Origin of the sequence: Citricoccus muralis (assembly GCF_003386075.1) — a bacterium.
Lineage (GTDB): Bacteria > Actinomycetota > Actinomycetes > Actinomycetales > Micrococcaceae > Citricoccus > Citricoccus muralis.
Genome location: NZ_QREH01000001.1, coordinates 1,522,850 through 1,548,802, shown reverse-complemented (window position 1 = coordinate 1,548,802; position 25,953 = coordinate 1,522,850). Strand labels below are relative to the sequence as shown.

Below are 25,953 nucleotides of genomic sequence, written 5' to 3'. Positions count from 1 at the left end.
GGCTGGGCCCATGTCACATGATGGAGATGGGGGCGCCTCCGCCCCGCGCATCCGGCGCGGCCCTCAAACCCTGCGCGGTGCGGCCGCCGCCGGCCCGACCTTCGACCAGATGCTGCTCAGTTCCGACGACCCCCGGTCATCGGAGCGGCAGTCCACCACCACGGACGCGTGGCGGGTGCTGCGCATCCAAGGCGAGTTCGTCGAGGGCTTCGGTGCCCTGGCGGACCTCGGGCCCGCCATCTCCGTGTTCGGGTCCGCGCGCACGGGACCGGGCGCCGCCGAGTACGAGCAGGCCCGCGAGGTGGGGCGCCGACTGGCGGAAGCCGGTTTCGGCGTGGTCACCGGAGGCGGGCCCGGGGCCATGGAGGCGGCGAACCGTGGCGCCAAGGAGGCCGGCGGGCTGTCCATCGGCCTGGGCATCGAGTTGCCCCATGAGCAGGGCATGAACGACTGGGTGGACCTCGGCGTCGACTTCCGGTATTTCTTCGTGCGCAAGGTGATGTTCCTGAAGTACTCCCAGGGATTCGTGGTGGTCCCCGGCGGGCTGGGCACCCTGGACGAGCTGTTCGAGGCCCTCACCCTGGTCCAGACCGGGAAGGTCACCGCCTTTCCGGTGGTGCTGCTGGGGCGGGACTTCTGGGGCCCGCTGGTGGACTGGATCAGGGACAGCCTGGTCGAGCGCGGCATGGTCAATCCCGCCGACGTGAGCCTGCTCCAGCTGGCCGACTCCCCGGAAGAGGCCGTGCACCTGGTGCTCAACACGGTGGCCGGCAGGCGCTGGCCCGATCGGGAGGACTGGGACCCGGACCACCAGCGGATCACGGCGGACCACGGGTTTGCGGCGGGGGACCCCCAGTGAACGTGTTCATGGTGCTGGTCCTGGTGGCCGCCGTCGTGGTGGTGGGGCTTCTCGCCCTGGCGGTCACGGGCAGGACCGGGTTCGCAGCGCCGCTGTCCGAGCCTGTGCGTGCCCTGCCGCCCGTCCTGCTGCCTCCGGCCCCGGAGGCGGGCGATGTGGACGCGCTGCGCTTTTCGCCGGGGCTGCGCGGATACCGCATGGACCAGGTCGACGAGGTGCTCGAGACGCTGTCCGGGGCCTTGGCCGAGCGGGATGCGGAGATCGCGAGTCTGCGTCAACGGGCGGGGAGAATACCGGGCCAAAGTGCAGATGACGTCGTGTGATTAGCGGCACCGCGCCGAATCCGGAATAATAGGGGTGTCAAGCGCTCCGCGGGCCGCCAGGGGATGCCTTAGCCCTGACGGCCGCACGTATAGTCTTGCGGCCTCGCTGTGACGAGGGGGACCGCATCGAGAAGGGAACACAGATGGCAGCCATGAAGCCTCGTACCGGGGATGGTCCCATGGAAGTGACCAAGGAGGGCCGGAGCCTGATCATGCGCGTGCCGATCGACGGCGGCGGTCGCCTGGTGCTTGAACTCAACAAGGATGAGGCGAACGCGCTCAGGGAGTGCCTCGTCGGCGTCACCGACGCCTGACTTCCCTGACCGGCGTGGCACGTCCGGTACCAGGAAGCCCCCGGATCCACAGCTCGAAGGCGGTGGACCCGGGGGCTTCCTCCTGCCCGGACGGGGCCCGGGCAGTGGCGGTCTGGTCGTTCAGCGGCGCACGGCCAACAGCACGCCGGACCCGGTGGGGACCAACGCGGAATGCCAGGTCTCCTCGTCCCGCAACAGTTTGCCGGCCTCCCGGGCGGCCACGGTAGATGCCTCGCGGACGGCGGGCTTGGGGACTCGATCCTCGTCGAGGGCGTCGTTGACGACCAGCAGCCCTCCGGGACGCAGCAGCCGGGCGGCCTGCTCCACGTGGAAGACCAGCGAGGCCTTGTCCGCATCGAGGAACACCAGGTCGTAGGCCTTGCTGTTGAGCCGCGGGACCACGGTGCGGGCCCGGCCCGTGATCATGCGGGTGCGGTTGGCGGGGAACCCGCCTTCGGCGAACCCCTCGCGGGCCGCGCGCAGGGCCTCGGCATCGGGGTCGATGGTGGTCAGCATGGCGTCCCGGGTGAGACCGCGCATCAGGGCGATGCCGGAGACGCCGGCACCGGTGCCGATCTCCACCAGGGTCGAGGGGGAGCGGGTGGCGGCCAAGACGGTCAGCAGGGCGGCAGTGCCCTCGGTGACCGGCACGATCCCCAGGTCGGAGGACCGTTCCCGGGCCCGCAGGAGCACGTCGTCCTCGGCCGGACGGGACTCCGCGAATGCCCAGCTGGCATGCTTGTCCGTCTGGTGGGGGCTCAGGGCCTTCATGGGGCGTGCTCGATTCTCTCGTGCGGCGGGGGAGTCGGGGGTGCCGACCGGCAGTCCAGTCTACGGCGATTCAACCGACACGCTCCCATGCTCAGGCTCCTCACAGCAAAAGAGGCCAGACTGGATGGGTACGGAAAGGAGTCGACTGCAGTGATCATTCCCAACTGCACCACCCCCTTCGTGCCGCTCCCCGCACACACCTCCGGAGGGAAGGGCCCGCGCTGATGGCGGTCTTCCATCCCCGGGCACGATTCGACTCCTATGTGGAGGATGCCCTCTCCCCGGCCGCCCGCGAGCGGATCTCCCTCCATCTCGAGCAGTGTGCCGACTGCCGTCACGAGGTGGGGCAGCGCGAACGCATCCTGCAAGCCGCTTCATCCTTGTCGTCCCCTCCGACTGCTTCCTCGACCAATTCGTCGTACCCGTCTTCTTCGTCCGATCCGGCATCGCAGTGGACGGTGCCACCGTCGCCCTACACGTGGCCGTCGCACGCCGGGGAGCCCGCCACCGGGTCCCGTCCTGCTGTGCCGCCCGTGTTGGAAGAACGCCAGGGCGTGGCCGGCTGGAAGGTGGTCATGGGACTGGGCGCCATCGGCCTGGCTGCCGTGGCGGTGCTGTCCACCGCCTGGATCGCGGGTGATCCGGAGGCTGTCGCCGGTCCGGAGACCGGGGAGAACCTCCTTCTGCCGTCCGCCTCCGTGAACTCCTCCACGGCGGATCCCGACGCCGGTGCCTCACCTGTGCCGTCCGGGGCGCCGAACGCTGGGAGCACGTCTGCCGCGGGCTCTGAGGCCGACGACCCCGGCGCTGGCACCACCGACGACTCCAGTGGAGGTCCCGCGGTGCTGTCGCCGGCCGGCATCGGCGGTCCGGCGCTGGCCCCCTCCCTCCCCTCGCCGTCGGGATCCGCCCATCCGGCCGAGGGCAAGGTCTCCGCCGGAGCCTCCCTGGCCGAGACCAGGGAATTGACCCCGGAAAAGGTCACCGACCTGCGGCGACTGGGGTGGAACGTCCCGTCCCTGAACGGACTGGGACTGCACCACGAATCCACGGGTTGGATTGTGGAGGAGGAGACCGCCGAGGTGGTGATGTCGCTCCAGGGTGAGGAGGCCTCACTGGTGCTGCACGAGTGCCGCTCGCTGGGCGAGGACGCCGGGGTCCCCGGCTGTCCCATGGCGAACGGGGACCTCCGCGCCGCAGCCTTGGCCGCCACCGTGGCCGCGACCGGGGAGACACACAGGCTGCCCGTCGGCGTGGAGATGTCCGTCCTTGATCTGGGCGACGGCACATGGACGGCCACGGCGCAGACCGCGAACGCCTCCTACACAGTGGATTCAGACTTGCCGGTGGACCGCGCAGAGCGCGTGATGACCCTCGTGGTCATCTCGGAGCAGTCCCGCGTCCAGTCGGGGACAGCGCCCGAACGGCCTGCGGAACGCCTGGCCCGGGGTTTCGAACGACTCCTGCCCTGGATGGACGAGCACGATGAGGGCACCTGATGACCGCTGCCGAATCTGGCGCGGGCAGATGACGGACGAGCACAGGACGGGCGATCTGACCACCTCCAGCGTCGTCCTGCCGCTCGGGTAGGCTGAGGACTTGTGACCTTCGGTATCAACGGCGCTGAGCTGATCATCCTGGCCCTGCTGGCCGTGCTCATCCTCGGACCGGAGAAGCTCCCTGAGTACGCGCGGAAACTCACCGAATGGATCCGCAACCTGCGGCGCATGGCCGAGGGCGCCAAGACCCAGTTCAGGGAAGAGACGGGCACCGACTTCGACGAGATCGACTGGAAGAAGTACGACCCCCGCCAGTACGACCCCCGCCGCATCATCAAGGACGCCCTCGCCGACCCCGTGGACGGGGATGCCTCGGGCTCAGGCGCGGCCAGCGCCTCCGGCCAGGCCGGTGGACCCAGCACGGTGGCACGGAGCGGCCTCCGGAGTGAACTCGACTCCGTGCGCTCCCAGCGAGATGAGCTGCGCGAGGACCTCAAGGATATGGATCCCCGCGCCCTGTTCTTCGGCAAGACGTCCAGCCGTTCGACGACCCACGCCGCCGGACGTGCGGGTGCCAGTGACGGCGAACGCTCCGATACCGGTGACAGTGATGCCGGTGACAGTGTCGACGAGCGTGAAAGCCCCGGTGCGGGTGGCGTCGGCAGTGCAGATGCAGGCGCAGAAGCTGGTCAGACAGCCGGGGCCGTCGTTGCTCCGGCCACTCCGCGCGATCCGGCACCCTTCGACGTCGACGCCACATAGGCCCACGCCACGTAGCCGCCACGTAGGCGCACGCCACGTAGCCGCCACGTAGCCGGGTTGTGCTGGAGACCCGATCAGTCCCGGGGGGTGACCGGCAACTTCAGGCCGGAGAGACCGCGCGGTCGCACGGCCAGGGAACCCGCGATGCGACGCAGTTCCGTCCCCGCCGCGGAGTCCGGGTGTTCCAGGACCACCGGGGTGCCGCCGTCGCCGTCCTCGCGCAGCAGGGGGTCCAGCGGGACCGAGCCCAACAGGGGCACCGCATGACCGAGGGAGCCGGTGAGCCGGTCCGCGACGGTCTGGCCACCGCCGGAGCCGAAGAGATCCAGAACGGTGCCGTCCGGCAGGGTCATGGCCGCCATGTTCTCGATGACACCGGCGACCTGCTGGCCCGTCTGTTCCGCGAGTTCGCCAGCCCGGGCCGCGACCTGTGCCGCCGCCTGTTGGGGCGTGGTGACGATGAGCAGCTCGGAGGTCGGCAGCAGCTGGGCGGCAGAGATCGCGATGTCTCCGGTGCCCGGCGGAAGGTCAACCAAGAGGACGTCCAGGTCACCCCAGTAGACGTCCGTGACGAACTGCTCGAGGGCCCGGTGCAGCATGGGCCCGCGCCAGGCGACCGGCCGGTCGGCGTCGAGGAACATGCCGATCGAGATCACCTTCACGCCCTGGGCCACCGGAGGCAGGATCATCTCGTCCACCCGGGTCGGCTTGGCCGTGGTGCCGAGCAGACCAGGGATGGAGAAGCCATGGATGTCAGCGTCCACCAGTCCGACGGACAGACCCCGGTCCGCCAGGGCGGTGGCGAGGTTGGCCGTGACGGTGGACTTGCCGACGCCGCCCTTGCCGGAGGCGACCGCGTAGACCCGGGCCAGCGAGCCCTTCTCGAACTGGTTCTTCGGACGGCCAGCGGTCAGCAGCTCCTTGAGCGAGGCACGCTGCTCGGCGGTCATGACGGCCATGACGACCTCGACGCCCGTGCAGCCTTCCAGCCCCTCCAAGGCCCGCTCCACGTCCTGCGTGATGGTGTCCCGGAGGGGGCAGCCGGCGATGGTCAGGCGGATGCCGATGGTGAGATGGCCAGTACCGGTGCCGGTTGGCTCGGCCGACTCGGTGATCGAGGCGACCATGCCCAGCTCGGTGACCGGGCGCCGGATCTCCGGGTCCAGAACGGAGCCGAGCCGGACCCACGCGGCCCGTTCCAGGTCCGTGGTCAACTCGGGGGTGTCGAAGGTGCCAGTTGCGCCGGGGGTGCCGGGGGTGTCGGTCATACGGAGGGGGTGTCCTTGGGGTTGTCCTGCGAGTCAGCGAGGTCAGCCGGGGCAGGCTGGTCTGCCTCCTCGGCGGCCATGATGGCCAACGTGGTGGTCTGGGGGCCGTCCTCGTCGCCCTCGATGCGTTCGCGGGCTTCGCGGCTGGGCCGGTTCTTCTTCTTCTTGTGCTTCCGGGGGCTGGACCCTGACGGCTTCGGTGCCGGGCCGGCGTCGGGATTCTGGTCCAACTCGGCCAGGATCTCGGCACGCATCTTCTCGCGCACCTCGTCCTTGAGCTCCTCGGTGATCTCGGCGACGGCATCGCGCATCTCCGAGCGCACGAAGTCGCGGGTGGCCACGTCCTGCAGCGCGATGCGCAGGCCGGCCAGCTCTCGGGTGAGGTATTCGGTGTCCGCGAGGTTGCGTTCGGCGCGGTTGCGGTCCTCCCGCAGGGACACCTTGTCCCGGTCGTCCTGCCGGTTCTGCGCCAGCAGCAGCAGCGGGGCGGCGTAGGAGGCCTGCAGGGACAGCACCAGGGTCAGGGCGGTGAAGCCGATGGCGGAGGAGTCGAAGCGCCACATCTCGGGGGCGAAGGTGTTCCAGCCGAGCCAGACGGCGCAGAAGATGGTCATCCACAGCAGGAACTGGGGTGTCCCCATGAACCGGGCGAAGCCCTCCGTGGCCTCGCCGAACGCATCCGGATTGGGGCTCAGCCGGGGCCAGCGGCGTCCTCGCGCGCGCAATGGCGTGTCGAGGCCGGTCCGGCGTGGGCCGGTGATCTCGGGGTTCTTGTCCGCCATCAGGACACCTCCTCGGGCTCGTCCATGCTGCGCCAGTCGTCCGGCAGCAGGTGGTCCAGCACGTCGTCCACGGTCACGGCACCGACCACCCGGTGGTGTTCGTTGACCACCGGGATGCAGGTCAGGTTGTAGGTGGCCAGTTCACGGGTCACGGCCGGCAGGGGCATGAGGTCGGAGACCGGCTCGAGATCCTTGTCCAGGATGTTGCCCAGCGGCTCCGGCGGGGGATAGCGCAGCAGCCGCTGGAAGTGCACCACGCCGAGGTAGCGGCCGGTGGGGGTCTCCAGCGGGGGCCGGGCCACGATCACCAGTGAGGCCATGGCGGGGGTGAACTCCTGCTGGCGGATGTTTGCCAGCGCCTCGGCCACGGTGGCCTCGGGCGGCATGATGACCGGCACCGGCGTCATGACCGACCCGGCGGTGTTCTCCTCGTATTCCATGAGGCGGCGGACGTCGTCCGCGTCCTCCGGCTCCATCAGCTCCAGCAGGAGTTCCTGCTGGGAGTCGGAGAGCTCGTGGAGGAGGTCGGCGGCATCGTCCGGGTCCATCTCCTCGAGCACGTCCGCGGCGCGCTCGATGTCCAGGTTGGAGATGATCTCCACCTGGTCGTCGTCCGGCAGCTCCTGCAGGACGTCCGCCAGCCGCCCGTCCTGCAGCTCCGCGGCCACCTCCACGCGGCGCTTGGCCGTCATCTCGTGCAACACGTCGGCGAGGTCGGCGGCCTTGAGGTCCTCGTGCGCGGCCACGAAGCTGGAGGCACCCTGCGGCTCCTCGCGGGCTGCCCAGCGGGCCTCGCCCCACCCCACCAGCAGATGCTCGCCCCGGACCCGGCCGAAGGCGCTGCGGCTGGCATGCCGCCGGACATAGAGGTCGCTGACCAGCCAGTCGCCGTTGCGCTGCTGCTCCAGGCCCAGGTCCTCGAGCACGGCCTGGCCCGAGCCGTCGGCGAGGGTGACGCGGCGGTCGAAGAGGTCGGCGGCGACCATCAGCTCGGCCCCGCGGCGCTCGAAGCGGCGCAGGTTGATGAGCCCCGTGGTGATGATCTGCCCGGCACCCATGGAGGTGACGCGGGTCATGGGCACGAACACGCGTTTCTTGCCCGGCACCTCGATGACGATGCCGACGGCGACCGGTGGCTGGCCCGGCCCGCGCTCGGTGACGACGGCGTCACGCATGCGGCCCAGACGGTCACCCAGGGGGTCGAACACGTCCAGGCCCAGCAGGCGGGCGACGAAGATCTTGGGGGCATTCACCCATCCATCCTAGTCGGCCGGACCGGGCCGTGGACCCTGCCGGCCAGCCGCTGTTTCTCACGTCTCCTTACGCCGGTGGCGGAGAACTCGGGGGCCGTGATGACCCGCACCGGCACGAGCGGCACAATGGAGCCTATGTCCATGCTCTTCGGTCCCACGTCCTCCGACCCCTCGGTCAGCGGCCTGCCCCGCGGTGAGGTGCTGGGGTCCTTCCCCACCTACGCCGAGGCCCGGAAGGTCGTGGACCGACTGGCCGAGCAGGAGTTCGACGTCCGCACGGTGTCGGTCGTCGGCACCGACCTGCGCACCGTCGAGCGGATCCGCAACCGCCTGACCTACCCGTCGGTGGCCTTGCGCTCGGCCATCCAGGGTGCCTTCTTCGGTGCGATGATCGGCATCCTGATGACCCTGATCGACCCCTCTGGGTCCGGGTTCCAGATCCTGTACACGGTGGGTCTCGGCGTGGCCATCTGGGTGCTCTTCGGCGTGATCGGGCACGCACTGCGCAAGGGCCGCGGCGTGAACTCGGTCCAACAGCTGGTCCCCTCCAACTTCGACGTGGTCTGCGAGTTCGAGACGGCGCATCAGGCCAAGCAACTGCTGGGCCGACCAGCCCAGGCCCCGGCACCCGCAGCGCACACCCCCGGCCCGCCGGCCAACCAGACTCCCGCCCAGGAGCCCACGGCCCGCCAGGGCCCGACGCCGGCCACCCACTCCGCGGACACCGCACCCGTGCCGTCGGCACCGGAGACCGAGGCGCCTTCCCGCAATGGAACCTTCCCGGACCTGCCGGATGGCCGCCCCCAATACGGGGTGCGGCTGCCGGAGGACGAGGCGAAGGTCGTCCAGGAACGCATCCTCAGCGAGAATGCCGCCAAGAACACTCCGGGCGGCCAGGCGGCCGCGTCCTTCGAGGCCCCGTCCTACGGCCAGCAGGAGACCGGCCGCAAGGGCCGTGCCGGTGGCTCCGGCCGCCGTTCCGATCCCAGTCGTCCCGTCGACGGTGAAGGCGCACCGACAGCGGGCGGTGACCGGCCGACGTCGGGCACCGGGTCCGCGGAACAGGCCCAGAACACCACCGCGGCGCCGGGCGAGACCGGTTCGGGAGAACCCGGCACGAGCGAGGCGGGCTCCTTCGAACGGCCGGCTTATGGACGCCGGGTGGCCGGGGACCAGCCCGAGGCCGGCCAGTCCGAGGCCGGTCAGCCGGACGCCGCCCAGGACGAGCCTGAGCGGCGCGACTGACGGATCAGACGGGCGCGTCCGCCGACCGCCCGTCAGCCGAGGAGCCGGGCCATCCATGCCTCGACGTCATCGGGGGTGCGCGGCAGGGCGGCGGAGAGGTTCTCGGCGCCCTCGTCCGTGACGTAGATGTCGTCCTCGATGCGCACGCCGATGCCGCGGTACTCCTCCGGCACCGCCAGGTCCTCGTTCTTGAAGTACAGGCCTGGCTCGATCGTGAAGACCATGCCCGGGACGATCTCGGCGTCCAGGTAGAGCTCGCGCTTGGCCTGGGCACAGTCGTGCACGTCCAGGCCCAGGTGGTGGCTGGTGCCGTGCGGCATCCACCGGCGGTGCTGTTGGCCCTCGGGTGAGAGGGCCTCGTCCACGGAGACCGGCAGCAGGCCCCACTCGTGCAGTCGCTCGGCCAGCACCTGCATGGCGGTGGTGTGGATGTCCCGGAACCTCAGGCCGGGCTTCACCGCGGCGAAGGCGGCGTCGGCGGCCTCGAGCACGGCTTGGTAGATGGTGCGCTGGATCGGCGAGAACATGCCGTCGACCGGCAGGGTGCGGGTGATGTCGGCCGTGTAGAGGGAGTCCGCCTCCACGCCGGCGTCCACGAGGATCAGATCCCCGGAGCGCACCTCGCCGTTGTTGCGGATCCAGTGCAGCACGGTGGCGTTGTTGCCGGAGGCCGCGATGGTGTCATAGCCCAGGTCGTTGCCCTCGAGGCGAGCACGGGAGAAGAACGCGCCCTCCACGATCCTCTCGCCGCGTTCATGGCCGCGGGCGGCGGGCAGAACCCGGACGATGTCCTCGAAGCCGGCGATGGTAGCCGCCACGGAGCCGCGCAGCTCCTCGATCTCCCAGCCGTCCTTGACCAGGCGCAGCTCGGAGAGGAATTCGGTGAGCTGGGCGTCCAGGCCGTCCGAGAACTCCAGGTCCACCCCGGTGTTGATGCGGGAGGTGTCCACCAGGGCCTCGACGTCCAGGTCGGAGCCGCGAAGCAGGCGGATGCGGACCCCGCCGATCTCCACGGCACCGGCATTCTTGGTGACGGCGACCTCCAGTTCGGACAGGTCGGCGGTGCGGACCCCGGTGCGGGCCTGCAAACCGCCGAGGGTGGGGCGGGTGCCGATCCAGAACTCACCGGTGCGGGCGTTGGAGTAGAACTCCTCGGAATCGCGGCCGGCCATGGGACGGAAGTACAGGGTGGCCTCGTGGTGTCCGCCGTGGTCACCGGCGCCGTGATCCACCGGCTCCAGGACGAGGGTGGCATCCGGCTCATGGTCCACGCCCAAGCCGGTCAGGTGGGCGAAGGCGGAGTGGGCGCGGAAACGGTAGTCGGTGTCATTGGAGCGGACTTTGAGCGCTCCGGCCGGGATGACGAGCCGCTCGCCCTCGAACTGCTCGGACAGGGCCTTGCGGCGCCGGGCGGCGAACGGGGCCGAGGCATCCGGCAGGACCGGTGTGGTCTCGGTGGGGGCCCAGTTCGAGCCCATGAACCGCTTGAACGCGTCCGAGGTCGGCTTCTGGGACCGGTTGTTCACGCGGTCTTCTACGGGCTGGTCGGCTGCGGTGCCGGCCTGGTCGGCGGGCGCGGTCTGGTCGGTGGGCCGGGGTGTTTCGTCGTTCATGGTTTCCATCATTCCACTCATCGCCGCATTCTTTCCCGCGAGCCGGGAGCCGTTGGCTAGTCTGGGGGTCATGCCGTTCGACCTGCACACACACTCCCATGTCTCGGATGGCACCGAACCGCCCGCCGATGTGGTGCGGGCCGCCGCCGGGGCCGGCCTCACCGGCCTGGCCCTGACTGACCATGACACCACCGCCGGCTGGGCCGAGGCCGCCCACGCTGCCGTGGAGACGGGCCTGACGTTCATTCCCGGCATGGAAGTCTCCTGCGTCTCGGACACCGGGATCAGTGTGCATCTGCTGTCCTACCTGCACGATCCGCTGGCACCCGGACTCATGGAGGAGATCGGCCGGGCCCGGACCTCGCGGCTCATGCGGGCCCAACGCATGGTCAAGCGGTTGGGGGAGGACTATCCCATCACGTGGGAGATGGTGCTGGCCCACGCCACCCCGGACGCCACGATCGGCCGACCGCACATCGCCGATGCGCTCGTCACCGCAGGCGTGATCCGGGACCGCTCGGCCGCCTTCACCTCGATCCTGACCCCGCGCTCGCCCTACTACGTGGGCCACTACGCTCCAGACCCGGTGGACGCCGTCCGTCTGGTGCTCGAGGCCGGGGGCGTGCCGGTCTTCGCCCACCCCATGGCGTCCATGCGCGGCCGCGTCATCGGCATGGAGCTGTTCCGCGAGATGATCGAGGCCGGACTTGCCGGCGTCGAGGTCTTCCACCGGGACAACCCGGACGAGGCCCGGCGCACCCTGCGGCTCCTCGCCCTGGAGCACGACCTCTTCATCACCGGCTCCTCCGATTACCACGGTGCCGGCAAGCCCAATCGGATCGGCGAGAACACGACTCCCGATGAGGTGGTCGCCCGACTGGCGGAGCAGGCCACGGGCACGGAGGTCATCCGGCCGTGACGTCACCCGTGACCCTGCCTGTGGTTGTGGTTGTGGTTATGGCTGTGGCCGTGCCTGTGGCTGTACCGGTGCTCTAGCCGATCCGGGCCGCGAGGGCCGCCGTCTGCTCCGGAGCGAGCACCGCTGCAGGATGTGGTCCGGCCGCCAGCAGCCGGGTGTGGTGTCCCGCCTGGTCCTGTCCATCGAGAGCGCTGCCGGCAGCCAGGACCGCGTTGCCGGCCTGCAGACGGTCCAGCATCGTCGCGTCGGCCAGGGTCCAGGCGCCGGTGAGGCCCGCTCCGGCGGCGGCGCTCTCCAGGGCCCGGGCCTGCCGGGCCAGGAACCGCAGGCCCGTGTCATCCCCGATGTTCACCAGCAGCACTCCGGACTCAGCCAGATGGCCCAGCAGCTCACCGTAGAACTCGCTGCCCGTGAGATGTGCGGCAGCGTCCACTGAGGTGTAGATGTCCAGGACGACGGCATCGAACTCCTGGCCCTCCAGGCGGGCGAGCTCGGCGCGGGCGTCTCCGATGATCACGGTCAGGTCCGTCCCCTCCGGCAGGGGCAGGGCGGAGCAGACCAGCGTCGGCAACTCGCGGTTGAGGTCCACCACCGTCTGGACGGAGCTGGGACGCGTCAGCTGGACGTACCGCGGCAGGGTGAGCGCACCCGCGCCCAGGTGGAGGATGCGGAGGGGCCGGTGGCTCGGCCAACCGGCGTCGAGGACGTTGGCCACTCGGCGCAGATACTCATAGCGGATGCGGGTGGGGTCGTGCAGATCGACATGGGACTGGACCGCCCCGCTGATCTCCAGCACCCAGCCCTCGTCGTGCTCGTCCGGGCGGATCCGGGCCTGCTCACCGCTCACACTCAGGTGGAGACTCCGGGGGGTGGGGTGGAACGCGTCAGGGTCGGCCATCATGCCATTCTGACAGGCTCAGGCTCACGGGCTGCGCCGGGTGTGAGCCGCGCTCAGAGGTGTTCGGCGAGCCGGCGGCGCATGACCTCGAGGGCCTCGGGGTTCTGGTCCACGAGCACGAAGCGCCGCTGGAGTGCGGCTGCGGCGGCCCCGAGCGTGCCGGAGCCGGCGAAGAAGTCGAGCACCCAGTCGTCCCGGCGGGTCGACGCCGCCACCATCCGCTTGAGCAGGCCCAGCGGCTTCTGGGTCGGGTAGCCGGTCTTCTCCTTGCCGGTGGGGGAGACGATTGTGTGCCACCAGACATCGGTGGGCAGCTTGCCGCGGGCGACCTTCTCCGGTGTCACGAGCCCGGGTGCCATGTACGGCTCCCGATCGACCTCCTCCGAGTCGAACCAGTAGCCGTCCGGGTCCTTGACATAGACCAGGATCGTGTCGTGCTTGCTCGGCCACCTCCGCTTGGACCGGCCGCCGAAGTCGTAGGCCCAGATGATCTCGTTGAGGAAGCACTCCCGGCCGAAGATCGCATCCAGCATGACCTTGGCGTAGTGCACCTCCCGGTAGTCCAGGTGCAGATAGAGGGTGCCGTCATCGGCCAGGAGCCGCCAGGCCTCGCGCAACCGGGGCTCGAGGAACTCCCAGTAGTCGGCGAAGGCGTCATCGTAGGAGGCCAGGGCGCCCTTGATGGTCTTGTAGCTCTGCCCGCCGAAGCCGACCCGGTCCGATTCCTCCGCGGCGGCACGGACCATGGACAGCTGCTGGCGCCGTTGGGTCCGCCCCGTGTTGAACGGAGGATCCAGATAGACCAGGGTGAAGGCCCCGTCCGGCAGCGAGGGCAGGAACTCGAGGTTCTCCGCCCCCACCACCAGATTGGGGCCGTCCGGCCGGAACTCATCCACAGCGGTCACGGTGCCGGGGCCGGCCACGGTGCTGTGGTGACGGCGTACGGAGATACGGGCACGGTGGAGCGCCGCTCACTCGCCGGAGGGTGCCTGACCGCCGGTGGCCTCGCCACCCGGGCCGCCCTGCACCACGTTGCCGTTCTTGCGGCGCGTGCGGGACCGGCTCCGCGTGCGGCTGCGCGTGGCGCCGCCCTCGGAGGCCGCACCGGAAGCGTCTGCGGTACTACGACGCCGGCCCGCACCCGCGGAGTGCGTCTCACCCGAGTCGCCCTCGCGCGGGGCGCGCTCCCTGCGGTCCTCGCCGGAGCGCTCGCGGCCCTCACCGGAGTGTCCGCGGCCCCGGCCGCCCTCGCGACCACCATCACGGCCGCCGCGTCCACCGCGCCCGGACCGGCCGCCGTCGCGCCCGCCCTCGCGGTCACCACGGCCCCGCCCGCTACGGCCGCCACGGTCGTCTCGGCTGTCCGACTTTGCGCCCGGACCGCCGAGGTCCTCGAGCGTCTCCGCGTCCAGGCCCACCTTGGTGCGCTGGTCCCGGGGCAGGCGGCCCTTGGAGCCCTTCGGGATGTTCAAGTCCTCGAAGAAGTGCTTCGAGGAGGAATAGGTCTCCGGCGGCTCGGGGACGTCCAGTCCGAGGGCCTTGTTGATCAGACCCCAGCGTGGCATGTCCTCCCAGTCGACCAAGGTCACGGCGGTGCCCTTGTTGCCGGCGCGGCCGGTGCGGCCCACGCGGTGCAGGTAGGTCTTCTCGTCCTCGGGGCACTGGAAGTTGATCACGTGGGTGACATCGTCCACGTCGATGCCGCGGGCGGCCACGTCGGTGGCGACCAGCACGTCGACCTTGTCTCCGCGGAAGGCACGCAGGGCCTGCTCGCGGGCACCCTGGCCGAGGTCGCCGTGGATGGCACCGGCGGCGAAGCCGCGCTTGGACAGTTCGTCCGAGACGCGCGCGGCGGTGCGCTTGGTGCGGGTGAAGATGATGGTCTTGCCACGGCCCTCGGCGCGCAGGACGCGGGCGACGAGCTCGTCCTTGTCCATGTGGTGAGCGCGGTAGACCAGTTGGCGGATGTCCTTCTTGGTGATGCCCTCGTCGTCAGGGTCCGCGGCGCGGATGTGGGTCGGCTGCGTCATGTACCGGCGGGCCATGGCGACCACGGGACCGGGCATGGTGGCCGAGAAGAGCATGGTCTGGCGGACCTCAGGAACGGCGGAGAGGAGCGTCTCCACATCCGGAAGGAAGCCCAGGTCCAGCATCTCGTCGGCCTCGTCCAGCACCACGATCTTCACGAGCTTGAGGTTCAGGTGACGCTGGCGCATCAGGTCGATGAGGCGTCCGGGGGTGCCGACGACGACCTCGACCCCGCGCTGCAGCTCCTCGATCTGGGGCTCGTAGGCACGTCCGCCATAGATGGTGGCGATGCGGACGGAACGCTTGGAGGCGGCGGTCGTGATGTCCTGGGCGACCTGGTTGGCCAGCTCACGGGTCGGTGCGACGATCAGCGCCTGCGGAGCGCCGGGGGAGTCGAGCTGGTCGAAACCCGGCTCGCCCGGGCCCACCACACGCTGCAGGGCAGGCAGGCCGAAGCCGAGGGTCTTGCCCGTGCCGGTCTTGGCCTGGCCGATGATGTCATGCCCGCCCAGGGCGACCGGAAGGGTCATGGCCTGGATCGGGAAAGGGTGGGTGATGCCCTTTTCGGCGAGGGCCTCGACCATGTCCGAGCGGACCTTGAAGTCGGCGAAGGTCTTCTCCGCCACGGGCTCGTTGGCCTCGGCGATGTCGATGGAGTCCTCCACCTCGATCGTCTCGATCTCGGAGGTGGCCAGGTCCTCGGTGTCGATGTCGTTGTCTGCGGCGATCTTCTGTTCAGGAGTCATGGGGAAAAGTCGGTCCCGTCATTCAGGCAGGGCGGCTCGGCGCGATGGCACTGGTTCCAGTGCACTCCGGCGCCTGGCTCCGGCTAGCTCGGCTAGCTGCGGGGCGGCGCGGATCGGCCGGACGCCGTGCGTCCATGGTGGAGCCGATCGCGGGAGGTGCAAGGCCGGCATCGAGGGGATGGGCCCTGGATTCGGGCTGGCCCTTCAGGGGCGCGTGCCGGATCCGGAGAGTCAAATCACGAGGGTGAACGCAGATGAACAATGCGATCGGTCATCCTTGATGAGGCCAGTCTACCGGGTCCGCGTGATCTTCCGGTGCGAGGGCCCCACCCGGGACCTCCGCGGGCCGGGGCGGGGGAGCCTGGCCGGCGACCCGGAACAGCACGGTGCGGGTGGCCATGTCCGCTGTGACGAGCACCGCCCGGATGCGCTGCCCGGCCTCGGCATGGCCTTCGAAGCGGGCCAGGACCGGGGGCTGTTCCACCTGGATCTCGCCCCAGGACAGACGCCCCTGGCTGCGGGCCTTCTCGGCCTGCTCAGGGCTCGGAGCGGAGATGACCACGGCGTTGAACTCCTGGCCCTCCCTCCCGTGCAGGGACGCCGCCTCCACCAGGTCCAACGCGGCATTGGTGGCCCGGGACGTCACGAGTGAGGAGTCCTTCATGGCCGCGGGCAGGCTCTGGAGCAGGCCGCGGACACCCAGGGGCACGTCCTCGCGGTTCTCCAGGGCCAGGCAGGTGGCCAGGACGAACCGGTCCACCAACCGCCGCAGTGGCGCGGTGGCGTGGGCGTAGGGCGACGCGATCGCGGACTGGACGGCCATCTCGGGCGTGTCGCCGTCGAAGGCGGTGTAGCCGGCGCCCCGGAACAAGGAGGTGGCCGCGTGCATGATGGCCAGCTCCTGAGGTCGCGTGGTGTCCAGTTCCCGCAGGTATTCGCCGTACGGCTGATCCTGCGGCCACGGATGCCCGAGGGCTCGCGTCCGGGCCCGGAACCTCGACTCCGCGTCCGGGTCGGCCGGCGGCATGGTGCGCAGGATGCCCACGCCGCCTTCGAGCATGATGTGCGCCGCGGCGATGCCCGTCATCAGTGAGATCTGGGCATTCCAGTCCTCCACATCCAGCGCCGGGGCGGTCAGGACCTGGTAGCCGTGATCCGTGGCCGTGATCTCCTGCTCGGGCAGGCGCAGGCTCGCTCCGCCGCGGGTGGTCTCCAGGCGGGCACGCAGGAGTCCGACCTCCTTGAGCAGGGCCAGCGTGGAGTCGGGATCACCACCGGCGTCGATCCGGTGCTGCGCCTCCAGATAGGTGAGCTGTTTCCGGCTGCGCACCCGGGCACGTTCCACCGTGGTGGAGACCACGGCGCCGGTCCGGTCCAGGCCGAACGTCCACAGGTACGCGCCGCGGTCCACACCGGGCAGTAGAGACCCGGTGTCCTCACTGATGACCTCCGGGTGCAGCGGAATCCGCCCGTCCGGGAGGTAGATCGTCTGTCCTCGGCGCAGGGTCTCGGCGTCCAATGCCCCCCCGGGAGCGATGAACGCCGGGACGTCGGCGATCGCGTAGTGGACGGTGAATCCGTCATCCAGGGCGCCGGACTCGTCTGGACCAGCGGGTTCTCCAGGACAAGAGTGGCGACCGCGTCCGCGCTGCAGGTGGACGGCCTGGTCCAGGTCCGTGGAGCCCGGCGGGTCGATCGTGAGCAACGGCAGATCGGTCCGGTCGTTGACCGGAAGGCGGTCCACGGCGTTCGCCGCGGCCTGCTCCGCCTCCGCGAGCACCTCGGGTGGGAAAGCGGCGGGCAGGGAGAATTCCTCCCGCAGGGCGGCCAGGCGGCTGGCCAGCTCGGTCTGGGCGGCGGAACGGGCGAGATCCAGATGGTAGTGGGCCACGGGCTCACCCTATCCGGCGGTGGTGGAGTCGCCGAGCGTGCCCCACAGGACAAGACGCCCCGCCGTGCGGGCGGACGTCACGAGTAACGTCCGCCCGCACGGCGGGGCGATCACGACCTGGCGAGTAGCGCGGAGGTCAGGAAGGGGTCAAGAAGAAGTCAAGAAGAGGTCAAGTAGGGGTCAGGAACCCGGGGTCGGGACGAAGCCGACCGGACGCGGGGTCTCGGTGCCGATCTCGACGTAGCCGATGATGGCCGAGGGAACCAGAACCAGACGGCCCTTGGTGTCCTTCAGGCGCAGGGTGCCGCCATCGGACAACGCGTCAGACACCAGGCGGGCGACGTCCTCGTTGGTGGCGTCCGACTCGATGACGACTTCGCGGGCCACGTTCTGAACACCAATGCGGATTTCCATGCCTGTCTCCTTCTGGTCACGGGGGCCGGGGCCCACGGGGTTCCGTGGTCCGGCGGATACTGGTCCGACAGCAGACTAGGGGATCACCGGTCGGTGCGCGGTGGGGCCGAGCCGACTTCGGCCACGGGCGTAACGGTCCGTGCGCCGTCCGTCTGTGGCCTGTGCGCCAGCAGGCTGTCAGCGTTCCTTGGGGAATCGGCTGATGCCGCGCCAGGCAAGGCGGAACGCCAGGTCGGCCGCCGTTTCCAGGTCCGGCCGCGAATCGTCACCGGACTGCCCGGCCCAGTGCCGGGCGGAGGAATTCACCAGTCCGGCCAGGCCGTGGCCCAGCAGCAGCGCCTCCTCCCGGGAGAGCGTGGTGTCGGCGGCGATGACCTCGGCGATGTCGGCGGCGAACCGGTGGTCCAGGCCCTCCATCCGCAGGGCGACATCCGGATCGTTGTTCAGCCCGGAGTCGAACAGCAGGCGGTAGGCCCGGTCCGGGCTGTCCACGAACTGGAAATAGGCATGGATCGTGGCCTGCACGCGGGCCTTGTTGTCCGTCGTCGATTCCAACGCCGCGGTGATGGCGGACCCCAGCAGGTCGACCTGAGTGTCCATGAGGTCGAGGAAGAGCTCGTGCTTGCCGGGGAAGTGCTGGTACAGGACCGGCTTGGAGACGGCGGCGGCCACGGCGATGTCGTCCATCGAGGTCGCGTGGAACCCATGGTCGACGAAGACCTGCCGAGCGGCATCGAGCAACTGCTTGCGGCGCTCCTCGCGGGGCAACCTCGACTGGCGCACGGGGGAGGTGCTCACGGTGGTGCCTTTCTGGAATGACTCGTCAGGTGCAGACGGTGCAGGCCAGTCTACCGGCCGGTAGCCCCATCAGGCGATGCGGGCTGTTTCGGAGGCCGGCTCCATTGGTCCGGAGGTCGGCTTCGCTGCTCCGGCGGTGGCGTCCGGTACGACGTCGGCCGGGCAGGACTCGAGGCCGGTCTGGGCCACGGGTGCGGAGACCTCCAGGCCGAACAGGACGTTCAGGGCGTTCTCGTACTCCTCGAGACGGCCCTCGGCCGCCATCTCCTTGGCCCGGACCGTGGGCTCGTGGAGCATCTGGCGGACCATGCGGCGCAGGGCGAACTCCACCTCCTCGGAGGCGGCCGTGCAGCCGTGCTTGCCGCGGACCCGCTCCATCTCGGACTCCAGCACCTGTTGGGTGTGCTTGCGCAGGGCGACGATGGCCTCGTTGGCGCTGCGGGACTTGCGCTCCTGCACGTATCCGGCCACCGCGCCGTCCACCAGCCGGGAGGCCTCCACGAGCGATTCCTGCTGCCCTTCCGGGGCGGCCATCTTCACCGATTCCAGGGTGATCAGGTCCACGCCGGGCAGGTCGGCGATGGCCGGGTCGAAGTCGTGGCTGAGGGCCAGGTCCAGCACCGTCAACCGGGTCTCCACGCCCTCGCGAAGCCGGCGCAGGGTTTCCGCCTCCAGCCGCCGATCACCACCGGAGCAGCCAATCAGGACGTCGGCCTCGGCGATCGCTCCGTGGATCTTCTCGCCGCCGAGGGCCATGGCCCATCCGCCGCGGTCCGCCACGAAGGCCTCCGCACGGCCGGAGGCGGAGTGCACGCCCACGTGGGCGGCGCCGCGATCGGCCAGTTGGGCCAGGGTGGTGCCGGCGTAGGAGCCGGTGCCGATCACCAGGATGTTGGCCTGCTCCCAGAAAGCGCGGGTCTCGGCGTCGGAGACCCCTGCGTGCAGGTCTGCCGTCAGATCGAGTGCCACGGAGACGATGGAGCGGCCCGCCGATCCCAGCGCGGTCCGCGTGCCGACGTCCTTGGCGGTGCGGGTGGCCGATTCGAAGAGCTTGACCAGGGTGCCGGTGGCGGTCCCCGTCTCCTGGGCGGTGCCCAGCGCGCGGCGCACCTGTCCGGCGATCTCGCGTTCACCCACCACGGCGGACTTCAGGCCCGAACCCACCTCGAACAGGTGGCGTACGGCAGTGTCACCGGTCAGGACCTTGAAGGAGGACTCCACCGTGGACGGAGCCAGGCCGGAGCCACGGGTCACCGCCTGCAGCAGCTCGGCGCGGGCCTGCTCGACCGAACGGTCATCCGGGGCCTCGGCGTAGATCTCCACCCGGTTACAGGTGGCCAGCACGACCGCACCGCTGACAGAGGATTCGGGGATGACAGAAGCGACCTCGCCGGTGCCGTTGCTCAGCTGCGCCACCGTGTCGAGGTCAAGGTCGGTGTGCGAGGCAACCAGGGAAAACAAAGCCACAATGCGCCGATTCTAATCCCTCCGAAGAGGTGGGTCTAAGAAGGGCACCCTGTGTTGATCGCCACCGCGCCGTCACTGTCCAGTCGCTCGCTGTTCATTCGCGCCATCCGCGATTCACCACTGCAGGAGGAAAATGGGACAATGTCGGTCATGTCCGAACCCCTGACCGGCACTCCCTTGCCTGCCGACCATCCGCTGGCCACCACCGACCCGGCCCGATCCACCGTTGGATCCCCTCTGGTCACCGCCTTCCGCGGCGGCACCCCGTCCCGCACCCCGGTGTGGTTCATGCGGCAGGCCGGCCGATCACTGCCGGAGTACCGGGAGGTGCGCCAGGGCATCGGCATGCTCGAATCCTGCCTGAAGCCGGAGCTGGCGTCCGAGATCACCCTTCAGCCCGTGCGCCGGCATGACGTCGATGCCGCCATCTTCTTCTCCGACATCGTCGTCCCGCTCCGCTTGGCCGGCGTCGACGTGGACATCGTCCCCGGCACCGGCCCCGTGCTCGGTCAGGCCGTGCGCACCGCCGCCGATGTGGCGGCCCTGCCCGAACTGACGGACGAGTCCCTCGAACCGATCCGGGAGGCCGTGCGCCTGACGGTGGCCGAGCTGGGCAGCACGCCGTTGATCGGCTTCGCCGGCGCACCGTTCACCGTGGCCGCCTACATGGTGGAAGGCGGCCCGTCCCGCGACCACCTGGGTCCGCGCACCATGATGCACGCGGATCCTGAGACCTGGAACGCCCTGGCCACGTGGGCCGCCAACACTGCAGGGGCCTTCCTCCGCGCGCAGATCGAGGCCGGGGCCTCTGCTGGCCAGCTCTTCGACTCCTGGGCGGGATCCCTGTCCCTGGCCGACTACCAGCGGTATGTCCAGCCGCACTCGGCCCATGCCTTCTCCCACGTCCGCGACTTGGTGGACGGGAGCGGCAAGCCGGTGCCGCTCGTGCACTTCGGGACCGGCACCTCCGAGATCCTCCCGGCCATGCGCGACGCCGGAGCCTCCGTCATGGGCGTCGACTACCGGTTGCCGCTCGGCGAGGCACATCGCCGCCTGGGTGCCACGCCTGGCCCCGACGGTCGCGGCACCGTCCCGCTGCAGGGCAACATCGATCCGGCCCTGTTGTCCGCCCCCTGGGAGGTGCTCGAAGCCCACGTCCGTGAGGTCGTCGAGGCCGGCCGTGTGGCCCCCGGGCATGTGGTCAACCTCGGCCACGGCGTCCCGCCCACCACTGACCCGACGGTCCTGACCCGGATAGTCGACCTGATCCACTCGATCCAGCCGTGACTTCCCAGCCGGCAGCCAGCCCCACCGCCCTCGTGGTCGGTGGGGGAGTGTCCGGGCTGCTCTCGGCCTGGGAACTGGTGCGCGTGGGATACGAGGTCACCCTGGTGGAGGCCGGCGGTTCCCTCGGCGGTTGCGTGGCCCCGCGGACGGTGGCGTTGCCCGCGGGGCGCGAGCTCATCCTCGACGCCGGTGCGGAGTCCTTCGCCGTGCGCACCCCGGCCGTGCGCGACCTGGTGGAGGAGCTGGGACTGGGGGAGGCCGTCGTCGCGCCTCACCCGGGCGGATCGTGGTTGTATCTGCCGCCGTCCGGACCGGGTCATGACCACCGGGCCGTGCCCGCACCCCACTTGGGGATCCTGGGGATCCCGGGTGATCTGGATGCCCCCGAGGTCGCCGAAGCGCTCGGCGTCGACGCCCTGGAGCGGGCCCGCCGGGACCTCGATGACTCGCCGGGTCACTCAGCGGAGGCGACGTCTGCCACGCACTCGATGCCCGCGCCGTCTTCACTGGACACCTGGCGCCAGGCCATCGCGGAGGGGACCCCGGTCACCGTCGGCGCCGTGGTCCGGGACCGCATGGGAGAGGGCGTGTTGCAGACCCTGGTAGCGCCCGTCGTCGCCGGGGTTCACTCCGCGGACCCGGATACCCTGGACCTGCGCACCGTCGCGCCGGGCCTGCTGGAGGCCCTGGTCGCCGAGGGCTCCCTGGCCCGCGCCGTGACCGCCCGGCGCGCCGCCGCCCCGCCGGGAGCCGTGGTCGCCTCCCTGCGCGGGGGCATGCACACCCTGACCGCCGCGCTCGCCGGGGAAGTGCTCCGCGCGGGTGCCCGCGTGCTGACCGGGACCCGCGCGGTCACGCTGGCCCACGCCACGGCCGGACACCGCTGGACCGTGGAGGTGACCGTCGGCGCGGGCGGCACCGAGGCCGTCACGGTGGATCGCGTCGTCGTGGCCACGGACGGCCCCCGGGCCTGGGACCTGCTGTCTCCCGTCTCCGGCGGGGCACTGTCCGCCGCGGACCGCCCGCAGGAGGGGGCCGGCGTCGCGCTCGTGACCTTGGTGGTGGACGCGCCCGGGTTGGACGCGAACCCCCGGGGAACGGGTCTGCTGGTCTCACCGGCCGTCCCTTCGGACGTGGTGGGCGCCAAGGCCCTAACCCACGTCAGCGCCAAGTGGGACTGGGCCCGGCAAGAGCTCGGCGGCCACCGCCACGTGTTGCGCCTGTCCTACGGCCGGGTGACCGACGCGCCCGATTCGGCCGCGCCGGGATACCGCACGCCGGAGGAGGACTTGCGGGCCAGGGCCCTGGCGGATGCCACCGCCCTCACCGGGGTGGACGTGGCCGCGGGGCTGGTCGACTCGTTCGTGGTGCGGTGGAAGTCCGCACTGCCCGCGGCCACCACGGACCACCGGACCCGGGTGGAGTCGGTGCGCACGTGGCTGGGGGACCAGTCCGGGCTGGACGCGGTCGGGGCGTGGCTGGCCGGGACCGGGCTGGCCGCCATCGTGGCCGATACCCGCCGGCGGATCGCGCCGTGATCCCTCTGCATGCTCCTTCCACGGGCCCGCAGGCCGACTGAACCCGGCTGAGGCATCTCACCGCCGGGCGGGGTAGGCTGGGACCGCTCGTTCTACCGCTTGTAGAAACCGGCGGTGGACACGGAACCCAGACCTTAGGTGACACCACAGGAGTTGTGACGATGACCGAGAACCAGCCTCATGGCGACGCAGACGCCGGCACCCAGGGAGTAGACGGCCCGGGCGATGCCGAGAAGGTCGAGTGGTTCACCACCTATACCGTCTTCGCGCGGAACGCGGCCGGCAACGGTGCCGGAGGCCATACCGAGACCGAGCGGAAGCGGGCCGTGGAGCAGTTCGACGCGGTCGTCGCCGGGCTCGCCGAGAAGGGCGTCACCGTCCGCGGCACCTATGACGTCTCCGGCATGCGCGCCGACGCCGACCTGATGGTCTGGATGTACGGCCACGTGGCCGAGGACCTGCAGGCCGCCATCCGCACGCTGCGCCGCACCGAGCTGCTGGCCGGTACCACCATCGTGCTGTCCGCCATGGGCTCGGACCGGATGGCCGAGTTCGCCAAGGACCACATCCCGGCCTTCGCCATGGGACGCAAGCCGTTGAAGTGGCTGTGCTTCTACCCCTTTGTCCGCTCCTACGACTGGTACCTGCTGGAGCCGGCCGAGCGTGGCCGGATGCTCAAGGACCACGGCATGCTGGGCCGCGAGTTCCCCATGGTCTGGGCGAACACCACCAGCGCCTTCGCCCTCAACGACTGGGAATGGCTGCTCGGCCTCGAGGCCCCGGAGCTGAACAATCTCGTGGACATGATGCGCCACCTGCGCAACAACGAGACCCGCATGCATGTACGCGAAGAGGTGCCCTTCTACACGGGCCGCCACATCACCACCAGCGAGATCGCGGAGGTCCTGGCCTGATGACGGACATCGCCAAGCACGCGGCAGGCAACCAGCCCTTCGACCCCCTGGCCGGGGTGGATGAGCATGGCACCATGGCCGCGAAGGACTACGACTCCATCCTGCTGGCCTCCTTCGGCGGACCCGAGGGACAGGATGATGTGATTCCGTTCCTGCGCAACGTCACCGCAGGACGCGGCATCCCTGATGAGCGATTGGAAGAGGTGGCCACCCACTACCGGGCCAACGGCGGGATCAGCCCGATCAATGAGCAGAACCGTGCCCTGCTGGAGGCCCTGCGGACCGAGCTGGCCGCCCGCGGGATCGACCTGCCGGTCTATTGGGGCAACCGCAACTGGGCGCCCTACATCCCCCAGACCTTGGAGCAGATCTACGCCGACGGGCACCGGAAGATGCTGACCGTGGCCACCTCGGCGTACTCCTGCTATTCCTCCTGCCGGCAGTACCGCGAGGATCTGGGCATGGCCCTGCGGTCCACCGGCCTGGAGGGCCAGCTCGAGGCGGACAAGATCCGCCAGTACTTCAACCACCCCGGATTCGTGGCCCCCTTCGCCGAGGGGCTGAGCGCCGGGTTGGCCGAGATCCGCGCCGAGCTGGCGGCCGCCGGCCGGGCAGACGGCCGGCTGCACATCTTCTTCGCCACGCACTCCATCCCCACCTCGGATGCCGAAGCAGCCGGGCCCCGTCCCGTGGCTGCGGAACTGCAGGAGAAGTCCGGGCTGGTGCCGGGCGAAGGCAACGGTGCCGATGTCTACTCGGCGCAGCACCTGGACGTGGCCGAGGAGATCCTGCGGCTCGTCCCCGAGGCGGCCGGCATCGAGTGGTCACTGGTCTACCAGTCCCGCTCGGGTGCCCCGCACGTGCCGTGGCTCGAGCCGGACATCAATGACGCGATCGAGGAACTGGCGGCCGCACCCGCCGACGAAGGCGAAAGCGACGGCGAGAGCGAGGGCGAAGGCGAGAACCACGGCGAAGGGTCCGACGCCGGCCCGCTCGCCGGGGTGCTCGTGGTGCCACTGGGCTTCGTGTCCGACCACATGGAAGTGGTGTGGGACCTGGACACCGAGGCCAAGGAGACCGCCGAGAACCTCGGCCTGGCCTTCCGCCGCACCCCGACGCCCGGGACGCATCCGGCCTTCGTCTCGGGCCTCGTCGACATCGTCGAGGAGCGCCTGGGCCGGCGCGAGGGCCGGGCCGCCGTGGGCTGCTTCGGCGCCTGGAACGACGTGTGTGCGCCCAACTGCTGCGTCAAGGTCATGCGGGACGGCACGGTCCGCCCCACCGTGGCAGCCTTCGATTCCGAGGTGGGTGTTCCGACCCGATGACCAGTACCTTCACGATCGGCACCCGCGGATCCCGCCTGGCCCGAACCCAGACGACCACTGTGGCGGACGCCCTGGCCGGACTGTCCGGGCTGGACGCCGAACTGGAGATCATCCGCACCGAGGGGGACGTGACCACCGGTTCCCTGGCCTCGCTCGGCGGCACCGGGGTCTTCGCCTCGGCCCTGCGCGCCGCGGTGCTGGATGCGAAGGTCGATCTCGCGGTCCACTCCCTCAAGGATTTGCCCTCCGTCCAGCCGGAGGGCCTCGTCATCGCGTCCATCCCGAAGCGGGTGGATGTCCGTGACGCCCTCTGCGCCCGGGACGGCCTGCGGCTGTCCGAGTTGCCGCAGGGTGCGAAGGTCGGCACCGGCTCGCCCCGGCGGATCGCCCAGCTCAAGGCCGTGCGCCCGGACCTGGACGTCGTGGACATCCGCGGCAATGTGCAGACCCGACTCGCGCGGGTTCCGGGGCTGGAACAGCATGATGATCACGCCCCTGCGGCCGCCGGTTCCCCGCGCGGCGATCTGGACGCCGTGATCCTGGCCTGCGCCGGACTCGACCGGATCGGCTTCGACTGGGCCATCACCGAGCGCCTCGCGCCGACCGTCATGATGCCGGCCCCGGGGCAGGGTGCCCTGGCCGTGGAGTGCCGCCCGGAGACGGCGGTGACCGGTGCCGGGTCCACCCATCCGGTGGCGCAGGCCCTGGCTGACTACGACGATGCCGTCACCCGCCTGCAGGTCACCGCCGAGCGAGCCTTGCTGGAGCGGCTCGAGGCCGGATGCGCAGCACCGATCGGTGCCCTCGCCCGAGTGGAGAAGGAACCGGCAAGACTCGTGATGGACGCCGTGGTGGCCGCGACCGACGGCAGCCGCCTGCTGCGGGAGCACGCCTCCGTGGACCTGCCGGCCGTCCGGGTCCGCCTTGAGGACGGTTCCGCCGACACCGAGACTCTCGGGTTGGCCCGCCAGCTCGGCATCGACGTGGCGGAGGCCATGCTGGCCGGCGGCGCCGACCTGCTGCCCGCCCCGCAGTGACC

Annotated in this window: 24 protein-coding genes; 12 read left to right on the top strand and 12 right to left on the bottom strand. The window is 70.4% G+C overall.

Going from position 1 to position 25,953, the window contains the following annotated elements; genetic code table 11:
• The first annotated feature begins 10 nt into the window (after nucleotides 1-10).
• The 3 genes from C8E99_RS06785 (at nucleotide 11) to C8E99_RS06775 (ending at nucleotide 1,496) form a co-directional block, all read left to right on the top strand.
• Complete coding sequence (locus tag C8E99_RS06785; protein WP_211308995.1) at nucleotides 11-859, top strand: LOG family protein; 849 nt, start codon at nucleotides 11-13, stop codon at nucleotides 857-859.
• The gene (locus C8E99_RS06780; protein WP_245952135.1) at nucleotides 856-1,182 is read left to right on the top strand and encodes a DivIVA domain-containing protein; all 327 of its coding nucleotides are present in this window, start codon (nucleotides 856-858) and stop codon (nucleotides 1,180-1,182) included. Before C8E99_RS06785 ends, C8E99_RS06780 begins: the two co-directional genes overlap by 4 nt.
• A gap of 143 nt (nucleotides 1,183-1,325) precedes the next feature.
• Entirely contained in the window at nucleotides 1,326-1,496 is a 171-nt protein-coding gene (locus C8E99_RS06775; RefSeq protein ID WP_115931645.1) for a DUF3117 domain-containing protein, read from the top strand.
• A gap of 120 nt (nucleotides 1,497-1,616) precedes the next feature.
• Here the strand turns inward: C8E99_RS06775 and C8E99_RS06770 are convergent, their stop codons facing one another.
• Nucleotides 1,617-2,267, bottom strand: coding sequence for an O-methyltransferase (locus C8E99_RS06770; RefSeq protein ID WP_115931644.1), 651 nt, complete (start codon nucleotides 2,265-2,267; stop codon nucleotides 1,617-1,619).
• 224 nt (nucleotides 2,268-2,491) lie between these two features.
• Here C8E99_RS06770 and C8E99_RS15750 point away from each other — a divergent pair, with 224 nt between their 5' ends.
• Together C8E99_RS15750 and C8E99_RS16005 are read left to right on the top strand one after the other, a co-directional pair.
• Nucleotides 2,492-3,766, top strand: a complete 1,275-nt coding sequence (locus C8E99_RS15750; RefSeq protein WP_170144543.1) for a zf-HC2 domain-containing protein — start codon at nucleotides 2,492-2,494, stop codon at nucleotides 3,764-3,766.
• Nucleotides 3,767-3,868: 102 nt separating this feature from the next.
• A complete protein-coding gene (locus tag C8E99_RS16005; protein ID WP_211308994.1) occupies nucleotides 3,869-4,528 on the top strand; it encodes a twin-arginine translocase TatA/TatE family subunit in 660 nt (219 codons plus the stop codon).
• Between the two features lie 74 nt (nucleotides 4,529-4,602).
• Here the strand turns inward: C8E99_RS16005 and C8E99_RS06750 are convergent, their stop codons facing one another.
• The 3 genes from C8E99_RS06750 to C8E99_RS06740 are packed head-to-tail and all read right to left on the bottom strand — an operon-like array spanning nucleotide 4,603 to nucleotide 7,831.
• On the bottom strand, nucleotides 4,603-5,796 hold the full coding sequence (locus C8E99_RS06750) for an Mrp/NBP35 family ATP-binding protein (RefSeq protein WP_115931642.1): 1,194 nt from the start codon (nucleotides 5,794-5,796) through the stop codon (nucleotides 4,603-4,605).
• Nucleotides 5,793-6,578, bottom strand: a complete 786-nt coding sequence (locus C8E99_RS06745) for a DUF1003 domain-containing protein (RefSeq protein ID WP_115931641.1) — start codon at nucleotides 6,576-6,578, stop codon at nucleotides 5,793-5,795. The genes C8E99_RS06750 and C8E99_RS06745 overlap by 4 nt, the downstream gene beginning before the upstream one ends.
• Nucleotides 6,578-7,831, bottom strand: coding sequence for a magnesium transporter MgtE N-terminal domain-containing protein (locus C8E99_RS06740; protein ID WP_115931640.1), 1,254 nt, complete (start codon nucleotides 7,829-7,831; stop codon nucleotides 6,578-6,580). Before C8E99_RS06740 ends, C8E99_RS06745 begins: the two co-directional genes overlap by 1 nt.
• A gap of 141 nt (nucleotides 7,832-7,972) precedes the next feature.
• Between C8E99_RS06740 and C8E99_RS06735 the strand changes: the two genes are divergently transcribed.
• The gene (locus tag C8E99_RS06735) at nucleotides 7,973-9,076 is read left to right on the top strand and encodes a general stress protein (protein WP_115931639.1); all 1,104 of its coding nucleotides are present in this window, start codon (nucleotides 7,973-7,975) and stop codon (nucleotides 9,074-9,076) included.
• 32 nt (nucleotides 9,077-9,108) lie between these two features.
• On the opposite strand, the gene C8E99_RS06730 is transcribed toward C8E99_RS06735, so the two are convergent.
• Entirely contained in the window at nucleotides 9,109-10,689 is a 1,581-nt protein-coding gene (locus C8E99_RS06730) for an aminopeptidase P family protein (RefSeq protein WP_245952133.1), read from the bottom strand.
• Between the two features lie 70 nt (nucleotides 10,690-10,759).
• Here C8E99_RS06730 and C8E99_RS06725 point away from each other — a divergent pair, with 70 nt between their 5' ends.
• Nucleotides 10,760-11,608 carry a PHP domain-containing protein gene (locus tag C8E99_RS06725; protein ID WP_115931637.1) on the top strand — a complete coding sequence of 283 codons (849 nt, stop codon included), beginning with the start codon at nucleotides 10,760-10,762 and terminating at the stop codon, nucleotides 11,606-11,608.
• Nucleotides 11,609-11,681: 73 nt separating this feature from the next.
• On the opposite strand, the gene C8E99_RS06720 is transcribed toward C8E99_RS06725, so the two are convergent.
• From C8E99_RS06720 to C8E99_RS06690, 7 genes are all read right to left on the bottom strand, one after another.
• Nucleotides 11,682-12,509 carry a spermidine synthase gene (locus C8E99_RS06720; RefSeq protein ID WP_115931636.1) on the bottom strand — a complete coding sequence of 276 codons (828 nt, stop codon included), beginning with the start codon at nucleotides 12,507-12,509 and terminating at the stop codon, nucleotides 11,682-11,684.
• A gap of 50 nt (nucleotides 12,510-12,559) precedes the next feature.
• The gene (locus C8E99_RS06715; protein ID WP_245952132.1) at nucleotides 12,560-13,429 is read right to left on the bottom strand and encodes a DNA-methyltransferase; all 870 of its coding nucleotides are present in this window, start codon (nucleotides 13,427-13,429) and stop codon (nucleotides 12,560-12,562) included.
• 48 nt (nucleotides 13,430-13,477) lie between these two features.
• Nucleotides 13,478-15,280 carry a DEAD/DEAH box helicase gene (locus C8E99_RS06710; RefSeq protein ID WP_115931635.1) on the bottom strand — a complete coding sequence of 601 codons (1,803 nt, stop codon included), beginning with the start codon at nucleotides 15,278-15,280 and terminating at the stop codon, nucleotides 13,478-13,480.
• Between the two features lie 271 nt (nucleotides 15,281-15,551).
• Nucleotides 15,552-17,171, bottom strand: coding sequence for an RNB domain-containing ribonuclease (locus C8E99_RS06705; RefSeq protein WP_115931634.1), 1,620 nt, complete (start codon nucleotides 17,169-17,171; stop codon nucleotides 15,552-15,554).
• A 180-nt stretch (nucleotides 17,172-17,351) separates the two neighbouring features.
• Nucleotides 17,352-17,585, bottom strand: coding sequence for a DUF3107 domain-containing protein (locus C8E99_RS06700; protein ID WP_115931633.1), 234 nt, complete (start codon nucleotides 17,583-17,585; stop codon nucleotides 17,352-17,354).
• Nucleotides 17,586-17,762: 177 nt separating this feature from the next.
• A complete protein-coding gene (locus tag C8E99_RS06695; protein WP_170144542.1) occupies nucleotides 17,763-18,383 on the bottom strand; it encodes a TetR/AcrR family transcriptional regulator in 621 nt (206 codons plus the stop codon).
• Between the two features lie 69 nt (nucleotides 18,384-18,452).
• Nucleotides 18,453-19,850, bottom strand: a complete 1,398-nt coding sequence (locus C8E99_RS06690; RefSeq protein WP_115931632.1) for a glutamyl-tRNA reductase — start codon at nucleotides 19,848-19,850, stop codon at nucleotides 18,453-18,455.
• Between the two features lie 150 nt (nucleotides 19,851-20,000).
• On the opposite strand from C8E99_RS06690, the gene hemE reads away from it, so the two are divergent.
• The 5 genes from hemE to hemC all read left to right on the top strand — a co-directional run bounded on the left by hemE (nucleotide 20,001) and on the right by hemC (nucleotide 25,951).
• Nucleotides 20,001-21,137, top strand: a complete 1,137-nt coding sequence (gene hemE, locus C8E99_RS06685) for a uroporphyrinogen decarboxylase (RefSeq protein ID WP_245952126.1) — start codon at nucleotides 20,001-20,003, stop codon at nucleotides 21,135-21,137.
• A complete protein-coding gene (locus C8E99_RS06680; protein ID WP_115931630.1) occupies nucleotides 21,134-22,675 on the top strand; it encodes a protoporphyrinogen/coproporphyrinogen oxidase in 1,542 nt (513 codons plus the stop codon). The genes hemE and C8E99_RS06680 overlap by 4 nt, the downstream gene beginning before the upstream one ends.
• Before the next feature lie 161 nt (nucleotides 22,676-22,836).
• Nucleotides 22,837-23,589: a hydrogen peroxide-dependent heme synthase gene (gene hemQ, locus C8E99_RS06675; RefSeq protein ID WP_115931629.1), complete on the top strand. Its 753-nt coding sequence runs from the start codon at nucleotides 22,837-22,839 to the stop codon at nucleotides 23,587-23,589.
• Nucleotides 23,589-24,914 (top strand): ferrochelatase, encoded by a 1,326-nt coding sequence (locus tag C8E99_RS06670; protein ID WP_115931628.1) that lies wholly within the window; start codon nucleotides 23,589-23,591, stop codon nucleotides 24,912-24,914. Before hemQ ends, C8E99_RS06670 begins: the two co-directional genes overlap by 1 nt.
• Nucleotides 24,911-25,951 (top strand): hydroxymethylbilane synthase, encoded by a 1,041-nt coding sequence (hemC, locus tag C8E99_RS06665; protein WP_115931627.1) that lies wholly within the window; start codon nucleotides 24,911-24,913, stop codon nucleotides 25,949-25,951. The genes C8E99_RS06670 and hemC overlap by 4 nt, the downstream gene beginning before the upstream one ends.
• The last annotated feature ends 2 nt before the right edge of the window (nucleotides 25,952-25,953 follow it).